Source organism: Eoetvoesiella sp. (assembly GCF_035555955.1).
GTDB lineage: Bacteria > Pseudomonadota > Gammaproteobacteria > Burkholderiales > Burkholderiaceae_B > Eoetvoesia.
In genome coordinates this window covers 58,020-77,122 of the sequence record NZ_DATMGA010000018.1, presented here as the reverse complement: position 1 = coordinate 77,122, position 19,103 = coordinate 58,020, and the positions used below count along the sequence as shown (strand labels likewise).

At 59.6% G+C, this 19,103-nt stretch carries 13 protein-coding genes; 3 read left to right on the top strand and 10 right to left on the bottom strand.

Features of this window, described 5'->3' with window-relative positions; genetic code table 11:
* The 5 genes from VNT00_RS06085 to VNT00_RS06065 form a co-directional block, all read right to left on the bottom strand.
* A partial coding sequence (locus VNT00_RS06085; protein ID WP_325585521.1) for a beta strand repeat-containing protein occupies nucleotides 1-4,478 on the bottom strand: 4,478 nt, incomplete at its 3' end.
* A gap of 628 nt (nucleotides 4,479-5,106) precedes the next feature.
* Nucleotides 5,107-5,430, bottom strand: coding sequence for an iron-sulfur cluster assembly protein IscA (gene iscA / locus VNT00_RS06080; RefSeq protein WP_325585519.1), 324 nt, complete (start codon nucleotides 5,428-5,430; stop codon nucleotides 5,107-5,109).
* Between the two features lie 4 nt (nucleotides 5,431-5,434).
* Nucleotides 5,435-5,818 carry a Fe-S cluster assembly scaffold IscU gene (iscU, locus tag VNT00_RS06075; RefSeq protein ID WP_325585517.1) on the bottom strand — a complete coding sequence of 128 codons (384 nt, stop codon included), beginning with the start codon at nucleotides 5,816-5,818 and terminating at the stop codon, nucleotides 5,435-5,437.
* A 75-nt stretch (nucleotides 5,819-5,893) separates the two neighbouring features.
* A complete protein-coding gene (iscR, locus tag VNT00_RS06070) occupies nucleotides 5,894-6,397 on the bottom strand; it encodes a Fe-S cluster assembly transcriptional regulator IscR (protein WP_325585515.1) in 504 nt (167 codons plus the stop codon).
* Nucleotides 6,398-6,606: 209 nt separating this feature from the next.
* Nucleotides 6,607-7,098: a low molecular weight protein-tyrosine-phosphatase gene (locus VNT00_RS06065; protein ID WP_325585513.1), complete on the bottom strand. Its 492-nt coding sequence runs from the start codon at nucleotides 7,096-7,098 to the stop codon at nucleotides 6,607-6,609.
* A gap of 74 nt (nucleotides 7,099-7,172) precedes the next feature.
* On the opposite strand from VNT00_RS06065, the gene VNT00_RS06060 reads away from it, so the two are divergent.
* On the top strand, nucleotides 7,173-7,532 hold the full coding sequence (locus VNT00_RS06060; protein ID WP_325585511.1) for a hypothetical protein: 360 nt from the start codon (nucleotides 7,173-7,175) through the stop codon (nucleotides 7,530-7,532).
* On the opposite strand, the gene uvrB is transcribed toward VNT00_RS06060, so the two are convergent.
* Nucleotides 7,527-9,551, bottom strand: coding sequence for an excinuclease ABC subunit UvrB (gene uvrB, locus VNT00_RS06055; RefSeq protein WP_325585509.1), 2,025 nt, complete (start codon nucleotides 9,549-9,551; stop codon nucleotides 7,527-7,529). The two genes, VNT00_RS06060 and uvrB, sit on opposite strands and share 6 nt — an antisense overlap.
* 89 nt (nucleotides 9,552-9,640) lie before the next feature.
* Between uvrB and VNT00_RS06050 the strand changes: the two genes are divergently transcribed.
* Entirely contained in the window at nucleotides 9,641-10,843 is a 1,203-nt protein-coding gene (locus VNT00_RS06050) for an amino acid aminotransferase (protein ID WP_325585507.1), read from the top strand.
* Nucleotides 10,844-10,940: 97 nt separating this feature from the next.
* On the opposite strand, the gene VNT00_RS06045 is transcribed toward VNT00_RS06050, so the two are convergent.
* The 3 genes from VNT00_RS06045 to VNT00_RS06035 form a co-directional block, all read right to left on the bottom strand.
* Entirely contained in the window at nucleotides 10,941-12,458 is a 1,518-nt protein-coding gene (locus VNT00_RS06045) for an aldehyde dehydrogenase family protein (protein ID WP_325585505.1), read from the bottom strand.
* Between the two features lie 109 nt (nucleotides 12,459-12,567).
* A complete protein-coding gene (locus tag VNT00_RS06040) occupies nucleotides 12,568-14,319 on the bottom strand; it encodes a GMC family oxidoreductase (protein WP_325585503.1) in 1,752 nt (583 codons plus the stop codon).
* Nucleotides 14,320-14,476: 157 nt separating this feature from the next.
* Entirely contained in the window at nucleotides 14,477-15,463 is a 987-nt protein-coding gene (locus VNT00_RS06035; RefSeq protein ID WP_325585501.1) for an AraC family transcriptional regulator, read from the bottom strand.
* A 267-nt stretch (nucleotides 15,464-15,730) separates the two neighbouring features.
* Here VNT00_RS06035 and lexA point away from each other — a divergent pair, with 267 nt between their 5' ends.
* Nucleotides 15,731-16,378 (top strand): transcriptional repressor LexA, encoded by a 648-nt coding sequence (lexA, locus tag VNT00_RS06030; protein ID WP_325585499.1) that lies wholly within the window; start codon nucleotides 15,731-15,733, stop codon nucleotides 16,376-16,378.
* Between the two features lie 159 nt (nucleotides 16,379-16,537).
* On the opposite strand, the gene lon is transcribed toward lexA, so the two are convergent.
* Nucleotides 16,538-19,018: an endopeptidase La gene (lon, locus tag VNT00_RS06025; RefSeq protein WP_325585497.1), complete on the bottom strand. Its 2,481-nt coding sequence runs from the start codon at nucleotides 19,016-19,018 to the stop codon at nucleotides 16,538-16,540.
* Nucleotides 19,019-19,103 lie beyond the last annotated feature (85 nt).

Below are 19,103 nucleotides of genomic sequence, written 5' to 3'. Positions count from 1 at the left end.
AGCACGCTGTGCGCCCCCACCGGCAGCGCATACCCCAGCTCCGTGAACACCTGCGTGGCATTGCCGTTGTAGTCGGCCCGCAGCGTCTGATTGCCGCCCACCGTCACCGTGCGCCGGCTGTCCACCTTGTTCCAGGTGTAGGCCGCCCCGGCCAGGAAGTTCACCTTACCTTTGCCTGCCGCCCAGCTGTTGCCGCCATACAGCGACACCGTGTAGCTATCCACCTTGCTGCGCGACGAGCGGTCGTCCACGTCGATATTGCCGTGGGTGTAGCCCAGGGCCCCGCCCACGCGCCAGCCCGATCCGACCCCCGCATCGCCCCCGACAAACACCCCGCCCAGATCCGTGCTGACCTTGGCCGCGTTGCCGTCGCTGGACAGCGTGTTCCAGTTGCCCACCACCTGCGCCCACAACGGCTGCGCCTCGGACTGCGGCAGCGACCCGGCCGGCAAGGCTCCACCCGCCTGCGCCGTCAGCGCCCCGGGGCGCATCCCGCTGCCCACATTGCCCTGCATGCGCTGGGTCAGCGTGCGCTGCACCAGCCCACTGGAGGCCAGCAGCGCCGAGGCCGTGCTGGCGAACGATTCGCCCGACAGCTGGTTCAGCGCCCCGCCCGAGTCCGTGGACTGCAGCGCCGCATCGGCCGCCGTGTTGTGCCCGGCCACCGACAGCACGCCATCGAGCGCGGCGTTCTGGTTGGCGCTAAAGCCGGCACGCTTGGCCTCGATGGCCGAGTTGTTCACCGACAGGCTGACCTTGACGTCCTGCGCCCCGTACTTGACCGGATCGAGCTGCACCAGCGTGCCGGCAAAGCTCGAATCCAGCCCCGTGCTCTGGAACGTGTTCACCACCGAGCCGCCCGGCGTCTGCACAATGGTGTAGTCGTGGTTCAGCACGTAGCCGCCGTTGCCGTTCTCTTGCCCCACCGTCAGGCCGATGCCCGACAGGTCGAAGTTGCCCGAGCGGATGACGATCAGGTCGGAGTTGCCCGCTGCATTGACCTCGGCCTTGTAGGTGCCGGTAAAGCCAGCGCTCGTTGCATAGCTTTGCACGCCCACCGAGTTGCCCGGTCCGATCGTGCCGCCCGAGCCGCCCAGCGAGCCGTTGGAGGTGATGTTGCCGCCCAGGGTCGCGCCACTGCCCACCGTCACATCGCCCTGGACAATGATGGGGTTCCCGATGGTGCCGCCGTGGGTGCTGGTGCCGCTGCCGCTCAGGTTCACCGAGCCGCCGATGGTGGTGCTGCCGCCCTGACTGAAGGTGATTTGCGTACCCTGGTTGCCCGACACATTGCCCTGGATGGTGGTGGACGAGCCCGTGAAGTGGATGCTCGAGCCCGAGCCGCCCGTGACCGCGCCGATCGTGGTCGGGCCCGAGAAGCTCGTCGTCGAGCCTTGCGCCCCGACCAGGTTGCCGCTGATGGTGGTCGAGCCGCTGAAGGTGGTGCTGCCGCCCGTGGAACCCGAGAAGTCACCGCCCACGTTGGTCGTGCCGGTGAAGGTCACCGGATCCGTGCTGGTGATGAGGACATCGTTGGGCGTGGAGTAGTCCGGCGGCGGAGGGGTGCTTGAGTCGATCTGTTGCGTCGTGCTGTCCACCACCAGACCCGCCCAGCTTGCATTGGCGCCCTTGGTAACCGTAACCTGATTGCTGCCGTCTTTATCGTACACATTGCCCTGGGCGAACGAACCATCCTGCAGCGCCAGCATGACCGTGCCATCCGTCCCGGCGCCGCTACGTGTCACGTTCAACAGCGTGCCGTTGTTGCTGGCCACCGTCGTGCCGCTGCCCAGCGTAATGTTCTGGGACTGCCCCGACAGGGTAAAGACCGAGCTGAACGTCGCTCCCGCCGAACTAAGCGTCGTGCCCGTGAAGTTGGCTGTACCGCTGTCCTGCAGGACAGCCGCCGATGCTCCCGCTCCTGTTGCGCTAATGCTGCCCCCCGACATGGTGAATGTCGCGGCAACACTGGAAGGCCTGGTTGGATGATACAGGGCCCCCAGCGTGTTCAGCGCAACCCCGCTCGCACCCGCGCCCGATGTATTGACGACGACGTCTGTCAACGAAGCGTCCGCGCCGCCATATACGGCCACGCCATATGCATTTTCTCCGCTGGTCGTTATGGTAAGAGGCGTAACGGATGAGCTCGACGGATCGGTATACGAATCCGCCACAATATGCGAACCCATATCCTGAGCCCAGAGTCCATAGCTCTCGACACCGCTGGTGGTAATGGAGCCGCCGTTGATGTTGACGGTCTGGTTGGGAGTGGGGGTGGGACTTTCGTCTGCTGTTTCATACGCGCTGTAGGCACGCACGCCCACCCCGGTATCCCCGGTTGTGGAAATAGCTACGTTATTGGCAGTCGCCGTGCTGCCAGTAGCAGCAAAAATACCTGTGGTGAAATTGGCGCCGGTTGTTTTAATGCTGCCGCCGGTGATCGCCGCCGTGGCGCCATTGGTAAGATCGATGGCATGTGTCACATCGCCCCGATTATCAATCGAACCCGCAGCGCTGATGGCAACGTTGCCGGCACTGAACGACGAACCTTCTCCATCAACCACGACGGCGTGCTGCTCATTTCCCGTCGACGCAACGGAGCCGCCAGTGATGGCGGCGCTTGCGCCGTCCTGGATAACCACTCCATGCTTGGCCGCCAGAATAGCCGTGTTTTCAATCGTGGCGGTCGAATCTTTACCCAAATATATGCCGTTGGCTTTTTCGGACGTTACGCTGCTGTCTTTCAGACTCAACGTGCTTCCAAAATTGGGAGTAGGCACCTTCCCCGGCGTCTGGGCGCCCAACAATTCATTGACTGCAATGCCATCGGCGCCAGAGCCGCTAGTCGTCAACGCAACCCCGGCCAGGTTCAACACCCCACCGTTATAGGCCACTGCGCCGAACGAGTTAGCGCCCGTCGTCGTGACGACAGTGCTGCCGGTCGTGGAAACACTCGAACCCTTGTTTTGCGCGAACAAGCCGTAGCTGTTGTCGCCGCTTGTGCCTACCGTGCCGCTGTCGAGTGTAATGAATGCCGTATCGGCCGTATCGGTAAGCAGTTGCTGTTTACTATACGCATGCACCGCGTTGGACAACGTGCCGACAGTAGAAATATCAACGCCGTTGGCGGTGACGCTTGCGCCGGAACTCGCCAGAATGCCTCGGCCAAAAGTCGAGCTTTCGGAAGACACGCTGCCACCATTCAAGGTGACGGAAGCCTGGGAAGCGGCGGACACGACATTGGAAAGATCGCCGGTGCCAAGGCCAGCCGCCGTGTTTTTCAACGCGACGTCCTGCGCGGTCACTGAAGTTCCCACGCCGGTTGCGTAGACAGTCGTCCTGTCGCTGGTTGTTCCCGCATTGGTGACCGAACCACCGCTCAAGCTGACTTGGCCGCCGTCGACTGCCTGGACGGCATATTTCCCGCCGTCTGTTTGGATGACTGTGCCGTTCGTGACGGTAATGCTGGAACCAGCCCCGGCGACATAAAGCCCATAGCCGCTTCCTTCGGCGGTCAATGTGCCACCGCTCAGAGTGATGGAAGATCCATTCGTAGCCGCTGCCGCATGAGCCCCGCTGCCCGATGTCGTGATCGTGACATTGGTCGCATTGATGATCCCCGCCGTGGGTTCGTCCGCATCACCGGCCAGAAGGCCCGCCGCCTTGGCGCCGCTGGTCTTGATGGTGGTACCGGTAAGCGTCACGATGCCCGGCCCGAACTGCCCCCTGGGATCAGTTTCGGTACTCGTACCAGTATAAGCACGCACACCCGCAGCCTGATCTCCCGAGGTGGTAATTGTGCCGTTGGTTAGCTGTACCGCACCGCCATCATCGACCTCGACGCCAAAGCTCTTTTTCGCGGTCGTGGTGATATCCGTATTAACGCCTATGACGCTTGCACCATTGTGATCGGCTCGTATACCCACCGAATACTCTGGCCCACCAGTATTGATAGCAACGTGATCCAAATTGACAACCGTCGGCGTGTCGCCGGCCGTTGGATTGGTGTATGTCCTGAAGGCCTGCACGCCCGGACTTTTTCCGCCGGTGGTATTGATGGTGATGTTCGAAGCATTGATGGTGCCGCCATCGATGGCTTGCAACCCCTGCTTGCGCACGTTGTTCTGAGTTGCGTCATTGTTATAGGACGTATTGATTGTGCCGCCCGTTATCGTTATCTTCCCGCCATTGGCAGCTTGTAGCGCGGCGTTGGAGGTGTTGCTGGCGTTCGGGCCGTTCCAGTTTATGACGATATCCGTTTTGTCGAAGGTAATGTCGGCGCCCAAGCCATTCGCAATGATCACCGACGTTGCAGGGGAATCGGTATTCGTTATCGTGCTGTCAGTCACGTTGATAGTGTCGCCTGATCCCGCGCTATATGTCGGGGTGCCCTGGGCAACCCCATACACACTCATCAATGCCGCCGTCAGTGCGGTGACCCGCAACACCGCCAACTGCTTGCTCATAGTTGTATTCATGCTTTTCCCCCTCTATGCGGGAACCGGCTGGCGCCGAGTTACCCTGGCTTCCGATGGCATCGAAAGCGCGGTGGCTTGCAAAATCTTCGTGGGCAACATATCCATTTGTATCCTTCCTTGCCGGGTGGGGCCGGTGAAACGACTACGAAAACGGGAAACAGCTGCTATCTGCGGCCAAGCGGGCGAACCGCGCCGGTAGGCCGCAAGTTTCTGAATACGACAATGACGTCGTTTGAAATCGCATAAAGCCTATGCGCATGAGTCACATAGGCTTTTTTTATTGATTTTTTGCGAAGCAAGCTCTGGCAGTGGCTTTTTTACCTAGGCCAAATGGCCTATGTATTTAATAATATATCAGCGATGTAAATAAATAAAGCAATCTGACACACAATGTTGGATTGCTTTTGCTGAACTGCCTTTTCCAGTCGGCCTTTACTAGGCGGTCTTTGCTGGATCGCTTTTGCTGAATTGCCTGATGCATGATGAAAGTACATGCAATAAGCCAGATAAACAACCGGCTATTGCAAGACAAAGCTGCCGAAAACAGGATTGCGCAGAATCGGCTACCGCATATGCGCGCGGTGGCGGCAGCTTTGCCTAGAACCAGTGAATCATTCCTTTGGCGGCATTACACCGTGAACGACTCGCCGCAGCCGCAGGTGGCTTTTTCGTTGGGGTTGGAGAACTTGAACCCTTCGTTCAGGCCCTCGCGCGTGTAGTCCAGCTGCGTGCCATCGAGATACGGCAGGCTTTGCGGGTCGACGAAAACCTTGACGCCCAGTTGCTCGAACACGGTGTCTTCGGCATTGGGCTCGTCGACATATTCTAGCTTGTAGGCCATGCCGGAGCACCCGCTGGCACGCACGCCCAGGCGCAGGCCCATGCCCTTGCCGCGTTTTTCGAGATAACGGTTGATGTGGTCGGCGGCTTGTTGTGTAAGCGTAATTTCCATACTGTTAATCCTGATGCTTGTCTTTGTAATTTCGCACTGCGGCCTTGATGGCGTCTTCGGCCAAAATGGAGCAGTGGATCTTTACCGGCGGCAAAGCAAGTTCTTCGGCAATTTGCGTATTGCGGATGCTGAGCGCTTCGTCCAGCGTCTTGCCTTTGACCCATTCGGTGGCCAGCGAACTGGATGCTATGGCCGAACCGCAGCCATAGGTTTTGAAGCGTGCATCCTTAATGATACCCTGTTCGTCAACCTTGATCTGCAATTTCACGACATCGCCCTGGGAAGGCGCGCCAACCATGCCTGTGCCGACGCTGGCATCGTTTTTGTCGAAGGCGCCGACATTGCGGGGGTTTTCGTAATGGTCGAGTATTTTATTGCTATAGGCCATAGCCTGGGGTTCCTGCTTGCTTTGTTTGGCCGGGCCGCGCCCTGACGTTCGCCGATGCCAATTTGGCCGGGCGATTCAGGCGGACATCGGCGATACGATCTTGATACCCACTTCCTTGATTTTAGAGGTCTGTGCCTGGGTGGCTTCGGCCAGCAGGCGCATGCGCTGCTTGTCGACGAGGTCCTGCAAAGACACGGAATCTAGAAACTCGACCATTTTATGATTCAGTGTAGTCCATAGTTCGTGGGTCATGCATTTGCCCGAAGTGCCGCTGCGCCCCACATTGCAGTCTTCCTTGCCGCCGCAACTGGTGGCGTCCAGCGGTTCGTCGACCGCAAAAATAATGTCGGCCACCGTGATATTGCGCGCCAGGCGCGCCAGCGAGTAACCTCCCCCCGGCCCCCGGATGCTTTCGACCAATTCGTGGCGGCGCAATTTGCCGAACAGTTGCTCGAGATAGGATAGGGAAATATTTTGCCGCTGACTGATGGCCGCCAGGGTGACGGGGCCGCTTTGTTGCTTCAAAGCGAGGTCTATCATGGCAGTTACTGCAAAACGCCCTTTGGTCGTCAAACGCATAGTGAATTCCTTGCCAAGCCAAACACACGGATCAATTAACGGTTGGATCGAAGCGCCAACCGATAGTCAAGCGTCCTTATACCCGACTATTTAAGTCAAGTATAGCAAATACCTGACTGATTTACTAGGGAACTGAGCTGAAAAAAAACCGCGCTGAAAGCCCGGTTTTTTTGCACTGCAATACTTCGACGCCGAGGCAGTTACCCGCTTTACGCCGCCTGGTATTGCGTTGCCCGCTTGCGCACGACTTCGAGCACGCCCTGGCAGGAGTCTTCGAGGTAGTCGAGCACCTTGGCGAAACCTTCGGGGCCGCCGTAGTAAGGGTCGGGAACCGTGGCTTCTTCGAACTCGTTGGCGAAGCGCATAAGCAGCATGAGCTTGTGCTGGTATACCTTGGGGCACTGCTGCTGCAGGGCGGAAAGGTTTTCCCAGTCCATGGCCAGAATGAGGTCGAATTCGCGGAAATCGTCGGCGGTGATTTGACGCGCGACGCATGCCGAGATGTCGTAGCCGCGCTTGCGCGCAGCCGCCTGGGCACGAGCGTCGGGCGCTTCGCCAATATGGAAGTTATGGGTGGCGGCCGAATCCACGTCGACCACGCCGGACAGCCCCGCTTCGTCGACCAGACGACGGAACACACCCTCTGCGCTTGGCGAGCGGCAGATATTACCCATGCAAACGAAAAGTACCTTAGTCATCATGGGTGAAATTGTGCGGGAAAACCCGCAATAAGGCAATAGTTTTCGCAAGCCCCGGGGACCTGTCGAAACGCGCATTGACAAAAATTAATACACAAAATATTAAAGCTTTACCTGACGGCAAAAACTTGGGAAACGGCCCTCGAAACGCATTTTGGAATACCGCAGGAAGCCAGCATTCATGCAGTGCAGCAAACATTTTCAAGGATTCTTTTTCGACAAAACTAAGGGTTTACCCTTGGTATAAATCAAGCTCAATTCCCGCTTCCGTTGCCGCCGCGATGCGTTTCCCACCCGCAAACACGGTCTTGCTTGGCCCGCGCACGCCCTTGCCGTGTTGGAATTTTCCAACATATTACAGCTTGAAACCCGCTTTTTTAAAGCAAGCCAAGCCAAACCCAAAACCGCAACACGATTGTCATGGTGCTCGCTTATGACAGCAAGGCCCGCTGCTTCAGGTGATTCAAGGCATCTCGCGCGGCGGCGGCCTGCTCGAACTCCAGGTTCTTGGCGTGATCCATCATCAGTTTTTCCAGGCGGCGGATCTCTTTGGCCAGGGATTTGTCGTCGGCCAGCACGGCAAGCGGAATGTCCTCCATCACCGCCGCTTCGGCCGTGGGCGACATGACGCCGTCGATCATCTCGCGCACCGCCTTGTTGACCCCGCGCGCCGTAATGCCGTGCTCTTCATTGAAAGCCAGTTGCTTGGCCCGGCGCCTTTCAGTCTCGCCTATGGCCCGATGCATGGAATCGGTGATCTGGTCGGCATAAAGTATGGCCCGCCCGTTCAGATTGCGCGCCGCCCGGCCTATGGTCTGGATCAGGCTGCGTTCGGAACGCAAGAAGCCTTCTTTGTCCGCATCCAGAATGGCAACCAGCGACACTTCGGGAATATCCAGCCCTTCGCGCAGCAGGTTGATGCCCACCAGCACGTCGAACACGCCCAGGCGCAGATCTCGAATGATTTCAACCCGTTCGACCGTATCGATGTCCGAATGCAGATAGCGCACCTTGAGGCCGCTTTCGGTCAGATAGTCGGTCAAGTCCTCGGCCATGCGCTTGGTCAGGGTAGTCACCAATACGCGCTCGCCCGCGGCCGCCCGCAATTTGGCCTCACCCAGCAAGTCGTCGACCTGAGTCGTGGCGGGGCGGACTTCGATTTCGGGATCGACCAGCCCGGTCGGACGCACCACCTGCTCGACAATATTGTCGGCGTGATCGCGCTCGTAATTGGAGGGCGTGGCCGACACAAAAACCGTTTGCGGCATGCGGTGCTCGAACTCTTCGAGCTTCAAGGGGCGGTTGTCCAGCGCCGAAGGCAGGCGAAAACCGAAGGTGACCAGGGTTTCCTTGCGCGAGCGGTCGCCCTTGTACATGGCGCCCAGCTGCCCCATGGTGACATGGCTTTCGTCGATGAACATCAGCGAATCGGCGGGCAGGTAGTCGATGAGGGTTGGAGGCGGCTCGCCGGCGGCCGCGCCCGACAAGTGGCGGGAGTAATTCTCGATGCCCTTGCAGAACCCCAGTTCCTGCAGCATTTCCAGGTCGAAGCGGGTGCGCTGCTCGAGCCGCTGCGCTTCCACCAGGCGGTTTTCCTTGACGAAGAAATCCAGCCGCTCGCGCAGTTCGAGCTTGATGGTTTCGATGGCCCGCAGCACGGTTTCGCGGGGGGTGACGTAGTGCGAACGGGGGAACACGGTAAAGCGGACGATCTTCTGCTTGATTTTCCCGGTAAGCGGGTCGAACAGTTCCAGCGACTCGACCTCGTCGTCGAACAAGGTAAGGCGCAGCGCCAGCTCGGCATGTTCGGCCGGAAAGACGTCGATGACTTCGCCCCGCGCGCGAAACGTGCCGCGAGCGAATTCGACATCGTTGCGCTCGTATTGCATGGCCACCAGGCGCGCCAGCAGTTCCTGGCGGGGAATTCGGTCGCCGGTGCGCAGCGTGAGCACCATGGCGTGATAATCGCCCGGATTGCCGATACCGTATATGCAGGACACCGAGCCCACGATGATCGTATCGCGCCGCTCCAGCAGGCTCTTGGTGGCCGACAAGCGCATCTGCTCGATATGCTCGTTGATGGACGAATCCTTCTCGATGAACAGGTCGCGGGCCGCCACATAGGCTTCGGGCTGGTAGTAGTCGTAATACGAGACAAAATACTCGACGGCGTTGTTCGGAAAAAATTCACGGAACTCGGCATACAGCTGCGCCGCCAGGGTCTTGTTGGGCGCCAGCACGATGGCCGGGCGTCCCGTGCGGGCAATGACATTGGCCATGGTGTAGGTCTTGCCCGACCCAGTGACCCCCAGCAGTGTCTGGTACATGAGGCCGTCGGTGACGCCTTCGACCAGCCCATTGATTGCCGAAGGCTGATCGCCGGCCGGTGGATAAGGCTGGTAAAGCTGAAACGGACTGTCCGGATACTGGATGAAGCCAGGAGCGTGAGTGGTCATTGCTAGACAACCTCAGGGTAAACCCCTTATTATCTCACTATTACACTCTTTTTATTCCTTTCCCCCTCCCTCTGGCAACCTTCCAAACCATGACCTCTCTTTTCGAATCCGTCGAGCTGGCTCCACGCGACCCCATTCTTGGTCTCAACGAGCAATACAACACCGATAGCCGCAGCACCAAAGTCAATCTGGGCGTAGGTGTGTACTACAACGACGAGGGCCGCATTCCGCTGCTGAAGGCCGTTCGCAAAGCCGAGGTCGCACGCATCGAGGCCGCCGCAGCACGCGGCTACCTGCCCATCGAAGGGCTTGCCAGCTACAACAAGGGCGCGCAAACCCTCTTGCTTGGCGCCGATTCGCCGCTCATCGCCGAAGGCCGCGTCCTTACCGCCCAGGCGTTGGGCGGCACCGGCGCGCTCAAGATCGGCGCCGATTTCCTCAGGCAACTGTTGCCCGGCTCCAAGGTCGTCATCAGCAACCCCAGCTGGGAAAACCATCGCGCGCTGTTCGAGCGCGCCGGCTTCAAAGTCGAAACCTATCCCTACTACGACGCTAAGACCCACGGCCTGGACTTTCCGGGCATGCTGGCCGCGCTCAAGGCGCTGCCGGCCAAGACCATCGTGGTGCTGCACGCCTGCTGCCATAACCCCACCGGCGTGGATCCCAGCATCGAGCAATGGCGCGAAATCGCGCAAGCCGTCAAAGAGGCCGACCTCGTACCGTTCGTCGACATCGCCTACCAGGGCTTTGGCGACGGCCTCGAGGAAGACGCCGCCGTCGTGCGGCTGTTCGCCGGGCTGGGCCTCACCATGCTCATCAGCTCGTCGTTTTCCAAGTCCTTTTCGCTGTATGGCGAACGCGTCGGCGCGCTCACCCTGGTGGCCGGCAGCCAGGACGAAAAAGACCGCGTGCTCAGCCAGCTCAAGCGCGTCATCCGCACCAATTACTCCAACCCTCCCACCCATGGCGGAACCATCGTAGCCTCGGTGCTGAACAGCCCCGAACTTTACGCGCTGTGGGTCGAAGAGCTGGCCGAAATGCGCAACCGCATCCGCGCCATGCGCCAGCAGCTCGTCGAAAAGCTCAAGGCCCGCGGTGTGAAGCAGGACTTCGATTTCGTGCTTGCGCAGCGAGGCATGTTCTCGTATTCGGGCCTTACCGCCGAGCAGGTCGACCGCCTGCGCAACGAGCACAGCGTCTATGCCGTCAGCAGCGGCCGCATCTGCGTGGCCGCGCTTAACAGCCGCAACATCGACTACGTGGCCGATGCTATCGCCAAGGTCATCGCCTAGGCCCAAACAATCAGAAACAAATCGCGGGGCGGCGGACCATATGATCCGCCGCCCCGCGCCGCATCTTTCCGGCCCGAACGCAATGCGCCCTACCGTTCTAGCCGAAAACCCCCACGGGGCCGGGATGTAGATTGATCACCACGCTCTTGGTCAACGTGTAGTGATTCAAGACCTCATGGGCGAACTCACGGCCGAAACCGCTTTGCTTATAGCCACCGATCGGCATGCCGCCCAGAAAATTGTAATAGCGATTGATCCATATGGTGCCTGTTTCGAGTGCGCAAGCCATACGATGGGCGCGAGACAGGTCGGATGTCCACACTCCGCCGCCCAGGCCATATATCGAATCGTTGGCCAAACGCACCACCTCATCGTCGGTCTTCCAGGTAATGACGCTGACAACGGGCCCAAAGATTTCCTCCTGAGCGATTTTCATGGAGTTGTCCACATCGACGAATATCGTCGGCTGGATGAACAACCCATTTTCAAGGCCTTTCACCTCGGCCCGCTGCCCTCCCATCAAGACCTTCGCCCCCTCCCTGGGTCCTAATTCCAGATAGCCCGTGATCTTGTCCATCTGCATTTGCGAGGCCTGCGCGCCAAGTTGGGTATCGGGCAAAGTCGGATCCCCGATCCGAATGCCTCGCAGAATGCGTTGCAGCTTCTCGAGAAAGGCGTCCTTCACTTTCTCGTGCACGAAAAGTCGGGAACCCGCCAGGCAAACCTCGCCCTTGTTCAACACTGTGGACATCGCCGCGCCTTCGGCCGCGGCGTCCAGGTCAGCGTCCTCGCAAACGATATTGGCCGACTTGCCTCCCAACTCCATGGTTTGCGGAATGATATTGACGGATGCGTACTGCATGAGGCGGCGCGCGGTGGGACGAGAGCCGGTGAAACCAACCTTGCGCACTCGTGGATCGGTCACTAGAGCCTCGCCCAGGTCAGGACCATACCCAGTGACGATATTGAGCACCCCCGGGGGCAGCAGATCGGCCATCTCACGCATGAACTCCAGCACCGACAAGCACACGATCTCCGACGGCTTCATCACCACCGTGTTGCCGGCGGCCAGCGCCGGAGCGATCTTCGAAGCCAGCATGATCATCGGCACATTCCAGGGAATGATTTGCACCACCACGCCCAAGGGCTCGCGATGTATGATGCCGACCGCGTCGGCCGCCCGCACTGACTCCCCGTGCAATTGCCAAGGAGCGCCAGAGAAAATCGCGAACTGCTCTATGGCCATCGGCATGTCGAAATGGGTGGCTTCGCTGATGGGCTTGCCATTATTCAACGTGTCCATCATTGCATAGTGACCGAGGCGGGCTTTGAGGCGGCGCACGATCTCGTAAAGAATCTCCTGACGCCTGGCCGGCGGCGTTTGAGACCACGCCGGAAATGCGCTGGCCGCCGCGTCGATCGCCCGCTTTGCATCGACGGCGTTTCCTGCGGCGATGCGGCTCAGGGCCGCGCCCGTGGCCGGGTTTTTCAACGCTATCGTCGCGCCACTGTCGCCGCCAGTCCAGACGCCTTGAATAAAGTGGCCGTACTCGTGAAGGAAATCCTCCGAAGACGCTCGGGATGCTTTCAGTTCTGGGGTGTCGTTGCTGTTCATGCTTTCTCCTGTCTGCTTTTGGTGCTCTTTCGTAAATGTTTTCCGCGCCACCGCGCGAACCGCAACGTCCTCTGCCCGGTCGAGCGGAAAACGGGCTGATCCGGCGGGCTTACGTCTGGCCCAGCAAAATGTCTGCCAGACGCTGCCCTATCGCCATGCACGGCGCCATAGTGGGGCCTGTGGTGATCCTGGGCATCACGGACGAATCAGCGATGCGCAGGCCGTCGATACCACGCACCTTGAGCTGCGCGTCCACCACCGCGTGCGCATCCGTGCCTATACGGCACGTCCCGCTTGCATGAAAGAACGTCGTAGCCGCATCGCGCACGAATTTTTCCAGGGCGTCGCCACGGAGCGGGCCGGGAGCTACCTCCCGTTTCACAAAATCGCGCATAGCCGCCGAGTTGCCCAGCTCACGGCTCAACTCCACGCCTCGCATCAATGCCCTCACGTCATCCGGGTGACTGAGGTAGTTGGGATACAGCGCTGGTCGGGCATCGGGATCGAGGGAGCGCAATTCAACCCTGCCATGACTCTTGGGTCTTACCAATCCCGGCGCAATGGCCCAGCACGAAGCCGGCGGAGCATAGCGCTTGGCGATGACCGGACTCGCGTAGGGAAGCTGAATATGGACCGGATACAGATCGGGCGTGTCCAGTTCGGAGTGGCTCTTGGCGAAAAACATGGAGTCCGCCCCGCTATTCGTCATCGGCAGCGGGTTCTTGTATTCCCATATACAGCCGCCCAACAATATGTGATCCTGCAGATTCCTGCCAACCCCCGGAAGATGGTTTGAAACGCGCAGCCCCAAAGGTTTCAAGAGCGTTTCATCTCCCACGCCGGACAGCATCAGCACCTTGGGCGTGTTGATGGCCCCCATCGACAGCACTATCTCCCGAGCGGCTTCGATTTCAAGCAAGCGGCCTTGCCAGCGCAACTGCACACCCGTGGCACGAGTCCCCCGGAAAACCAACCGATCGACGCAGGCTTCCGTCAGCACGGTCAAGTTTGGGCGATCCATCAGAGGATGGAGAAAAGCGGACGGCACATTACGGCGCCGGCCATTTTCTATATTCTGATTCAGCAAGGCTGCGCCCGACGAGCCTTCCATCAACGCGCCGTTCGCGTCATCAAACCGTGCTATCCCTGCATTTCCGGCGGCGTCCAGCAACGCGACAGCACAGGCGTTCGGATTTTGCGCTGGCTGAACCCAGAAAGGGCCTCCCCGTCCTCGACGCTTCGGATCCTGAACTCCCTGCCAATTTTCCAACCGCTTGTATATATCCAGGATCGCTTCGTAGCCCCATGCCGAATCGCCGGACTCGGCATGCCAGAACTCAAAGTCATTGCGATGGCCTCGCGCATAATTGCAGGCATTGATGCTGCTGCCGCCGCCCAGGACCCTGCCGGTATCCATTGCCATCCGGCGGCCAAGCAGCCCCGCCTGTGGTTCCGAGATGTCTTTCCAGTCGCGTGCCGTGCCAAGGTTCGTGAACCACGCCGCCGGCTGGATCACGCTGTCGACCTGATCGGATCCGCCGGCCTCGAGCAAGAGCACCCGTGAACGGCCATCTTCCGCCAATCGCCCCGCCACTACGCTGCCGGCGGATCCCGAGCCGCAAACGATGTAGTCGTACTGTTTGCGCAGAGCATTGGCCAGCGCCTTCTGGTTGCGCTGCACGCGCTGCGCGTGATCCGCTAGTTCACCTGCATAAGCACTACTCAGCCCCAAGCCGGCCACCAATGTCAGAAAAGCCCTTCGGCCAATGCGCCCATTCATCAGGGCTCGCTCCCAGAAATCGAGCCGCTCCCCTTGAGCGATCGACAGCGTGGGCATTTTTGTATCGCGCGCATGTCTCATTCCAGCTCCTCGTCATTACCAGTCTGCTCGGCTCATCCACCTTGCGGTGTGCCGGTTGTTTTCGTAATGATGAAAGGACTGCGATGCGGCGACTATCGGCTTTCGGCCAATTGCTACGGTTCCTGGCCAGAATGTGCCGCCAAGCCCAAAGAGGATCTTAGAGTATTGATCGGGCGCGAGTCTGTGATGGCGACTCGCCGAAGCGGCGGCGGTACCGCAGATGGAATTCGCCAAGATGGTTGAATCCGCATTCAAGCGCGGCTTGCACTATCGTGGTATCGGACATGGTGCCGTTGCGCAATAGCTCGTGCACGCGCTGCAAACGCAACTCCATAAGATAGCGCATGGGCGTCGTCTGACCTGCGCAATGGAAGGCGCGCGACAGGGAGCGGACGCTGCAACCGACTGCCCGCGCAACATCCAGCAGGGCAATCGACTCTCGCCAATGCGCCTCCATATACGCGCAAGCACGACGATACTCGCGCGGCACGAGAGGAGCCGGGCTACGGTGCAGTTCCTCGCTGTAGTTATGACGGGCTGAGTTCAATAAATGCAATACCAGCACGTCCTCCAGCCCTCCCGCAAGCCTGTCCGGCAAGCAAGACTCGGAATCGGACAAGCTTGCAATCAAATAGGTCAACAGATCCATCCAGCGTTGCGACGCGGCTCCTTCGAGAGCATTGGCACAGAATCGCACCGGCTTCGTCCCTTGGTGCCCCAATAGCTCCCAGCACAGCGCATCGATCCGATGCTGCGAAAAATTCAGCTTCAAGACCTCGGCCTGCCTGCTGTACCGGAAAACAGGGCTATCTCCTTCGACAGCCAGCACCGAAGATCCAGGACCTCCCCCCGATTCGCCAGTGCTATTACGTTGCAGCATACGCCCGGCAAGGACGGTGGTGACAAGCAGCGAGCCACCCAAACCTTCCGGGCAAACCTCGATATCGTGGCCATAACCCAGCATGGATAACGCTAACGGCCCCCACTTCGCTGTATGGACGCTGACCGTGCCGCATGTGTTTTTGTGCGATGAACTGAGCTTCCAGGAAAAAGGGGCGTATAGCCGTTCGATGACGGAGCGAGCGGCATCAAGATCCTGCGTTTGCATCAAAAGATATTTCGCGGGAAGTCGCTGCGACGGCATGTTATGCACCTGGCTGTCCAAGAACCAAAGCCGGCAAATGCGGCCTCTAAGCTGGAAAGTTTTTTACTATTATGTCAATAATTTTTCATAAATGTCAATTAATTCGCTTTTATCTTTTTATTGACGAAACCGATGCCCATGGGAAGGTCCGGACTTACCCCGCAGGAAACTCCACTTCAAGTCTCGACGGAAAGCCTTGCATTTCGGTATCGCTTGCGGCAGAATCATGACTGTACAAATACACAGTCACCGTATATCGCGCAAACCATGGCCACCAAGCTTACCGAGCGTCAGCAGCAAATCCTGGATATCATCCGCAGCGAAATCCAGCGTACCGGCTTTCCGCCCACGCGAGCCGAAATCGCCCGATCCTTGGGCTTCAAGTCGGCCAACGCCGCCGAAGACCACCTCAAGGCCCTGGCGCGCAAAGGCGCCATCGAACTCACCGCCGGCGCATCGCGCGGCATCCGCCTGGTGGGCGAGCCCGCCGCTTCCGCACCGCCGCCCTCTCCCAGCCTGCTCGAACAGCTTCTTTTGCCCATCGTGGGCCGTGTCGCGGCCGGCAGCCCTATCCTGGCGGCCGAGCATGTCGAACGTGAAATCGGCGTCGAGCCGGCGCTTTTCAGCCAGACCCCCGACTACCTGCTGCGGGTGCGCGGCCTCAGCATGCGCGATGCCGGCATTCTCGACGGCGACCTCCTCGCCGTCAAAAAAACCGCCGAGGCCCGCAACGGCCAAATCGTGGTCGCCCGCATCGGCGACGAAGTCACGGTCAAAAGGCTGTCCAAATCGGGCAGCCAAATCCAGCTCCTGCCCGAGAACCCCGATTTCTCTCCAATACTCGTCAGCGCCGGCGACGACTTCTCGCTGGAAGGCATTGCCGTCGGCCTTATCCGGACCACGCCGCTGCACTAACTAGCCAGTGGCGGCCTGCAACTTCGCAGCTCCGCCACCTTTTACCGTGCTTCCACCTGTCTTCCAATAAAAAAACGCCTCACAACCGGTGTTAAATCGGTCGTGAGGCGTTTTTACTGTGTCCCAAGGGGTTGAGGCAGGCCTGGCCTGCCTGCCGTCTTAGTGCTTCATGACTCCTTCGGAGGAAGAAGGCTCATCCGTCTTTTTGGCGTTGGCCACCGACTCGGCGGCCAGCCGCGCGACTTCCTCGTCGGACAACGGTGTGGGCATGTGCTGCAGCGCCACTTCCAGAACCCGGTCGATCCAGCGCACCGGAATGATTTCGAGGTGGTTCTTGACGTTGTCGGGAATCTCGGCCAGATCCTTGACGTTTTCCTCGGGAATCATCACGGTCTTGATGCCGCCGCGGTGCGCCGCCAACAGTTTTTCCTTGAGGCCGCCAATGGGCAGGACTTCGCCGCGCAGGGTGATTTCGCCCGTCATGGCGACGTCGGAGCGCACCGGGATTCCGGTAAGCGCCGACACCATGGCCGTGGTGATGGCAATACCCGCCGACGGACCGTCCTTGGGGGTGGCCCCTTCGGGAAAGTGCACGTGCAGATCGCGCTTTTCGAATGCGGTATTGGCAATGCCCCAGCGCTGAGCCCTGGAGCGGACCACCGTGCGGGCCGCCTCGACCGATTCTTTCATGACGTCGCCCAGCGAGCCGGTGCGCAGCACCACGCCCTTGCCCGGCATGTCGGCGACCTCGATGGTGAGAAGATCGCCGCCCACTTCGGTCCAGGCCAGGCCGGTAACCTGCCCCACCTTGTTCTCTTTTTCGGCCATGCCGAAATTGTAGCGGCGCACGCCCAGGTAGTCGGCCAGGTTCTCGGCGGTGACGACCTCGGCCTGGCCCGGCTCGACGACGGCCCCTTTGCGGGCACGGACAGCCGATGCGGAGGGATTGGTTTCGAGCGTCTTCTTGACGACCTTGCGGCAGATTTTGCTCATTTCGCGCTCGAGCGCCCGCACGCCCGCCTCGCGGGTGTAATAGCGCACGATATCGCGAATCGCCGACTCCTCGATCTGCATCTCGCCTTCGCGCACACCGTTGTTCTTCATGAGCTTGGGCAGCAGATGGTCGAACGCGATATGCACTTTTTCATCTTCGGTGTAGCCCGAAAGACGAATGACTTCCATGCGGTCGAGTAGGGCCGGCGGGATGTTGAGCGTGTTGCTGGTGGCCACGAACATGACGTCGGACAGATCGAAATCGACCTCGATGTAGTGATCCTGGAACGTGTGGTTTTGTTCCGGATCGAGCACCTCGAGCAGCGCCGAAGACGGATCGCCGCGGAAATCGGCGCCCATTTTATCGATCTCGTCGAGCAGGAACAGCGGATTGCGAACCGCCACCTTGGACATGTTCTGCAGGATCTTGCCCGGCATGGAGCCGATATAGGTGCGGCGATGGCCGCGGATCTCGGCTTCGTCGCGTACGCCGCCCAGGGCCATGCGCACGAACTTGCGGTTCGTGGCGCGGGCGATGGACTGCCCCAGCGAGGTCTTGCCCACGCCCGGAGGCCCCACCAGGCACAGGATGGGCGCCTTCAGCTTGTCGACGCGCTGCTGCACGGCCAGGTATTCGATGATGCGTTCCTTGACCTTTTCCAGGCCGTAGTGATCGGCGTTGAGCACTTTGTCGGCATTGGAAATGGAATTGTTGATGCGGCTTTTCTTGCGCCACGGCAGGCCGATGAGCGTATCGATATAGTTGCGCACCACGGTGGCTTCGGCCGACATGGGCGACATGAGCTTGAGCTTTTTAAGCTCGGACTCGGCCTTCTTGAGCGCTTCCTTGGGCAACTGGGCGGCCTGGATCTTTTTTTCGAGCTCTTCGATGTCGGCGCCTTCTTCGCCCTCGCCCAGTTCTTTCTGGATGGCCTTGACCTGCTCGTTCAGGTAGTAGTCGCGCTGGCTTTTCTCCATTTGCTTCTTGACCCGGCCGCGAATGCGCTTCTCGACCTGGAGAATGTCGATTTCGGACTCGAGTTGCGACAGCAGATTCTCGAGGCGCTCGGAGGTGCCGGTGATTTCAAGCATTTTCTGCTTTTGCTCGAGCTTGAGCGGCAGATGCGCGGAAATGGTGTCCGCCAGGCGGCCGGCATCGTCGATGCCGCTCAGCGAGGTGAGGATTTCCTGGGGGATTTTTTTGTTGAGCTTGACGTATTGCTCGAACTGGGTGACCACCGTGCGGCGCAGGGCCTCGGATTCGGCACCCTGCTGGCCGTCGGGAGCGACCGGCGAAACATTGGCCGTGAAATGCGTTTCGGCCTCGGTGACGCTATTGATGCGGGCGCGCTGCAGGCCTTCGACCAGCACCTTGACCGTGCCGTCGGGCAGCTTGAGCATTTGCAGAATACTGGCAGCGCAACCGATGTCGTAGAGATCGTCGGGCGTGGGGTCGTCCTTGCTGGCCGATTTTTGCGCCACCAGCATGATGTTGTTGCCCGCCTCCATGGCCATTTCCAGCGCCTTGATGGAACGGGGACGGCCGACGAACAAAGGAATCACCATGTGCGGAAACACCACCACATCACGCAAGGGCAACAGGGGCAAGTCCATGGCTTCGGAAGAAAGAATCGGGCTCGCAGGCATAGAAATTTCCTTAAAAAACGCTGCTTTAGAAACGAAAGGGAAGCTTGAGCCTCCCTTTCGTATTGCTACATACCGGTGTACTTGG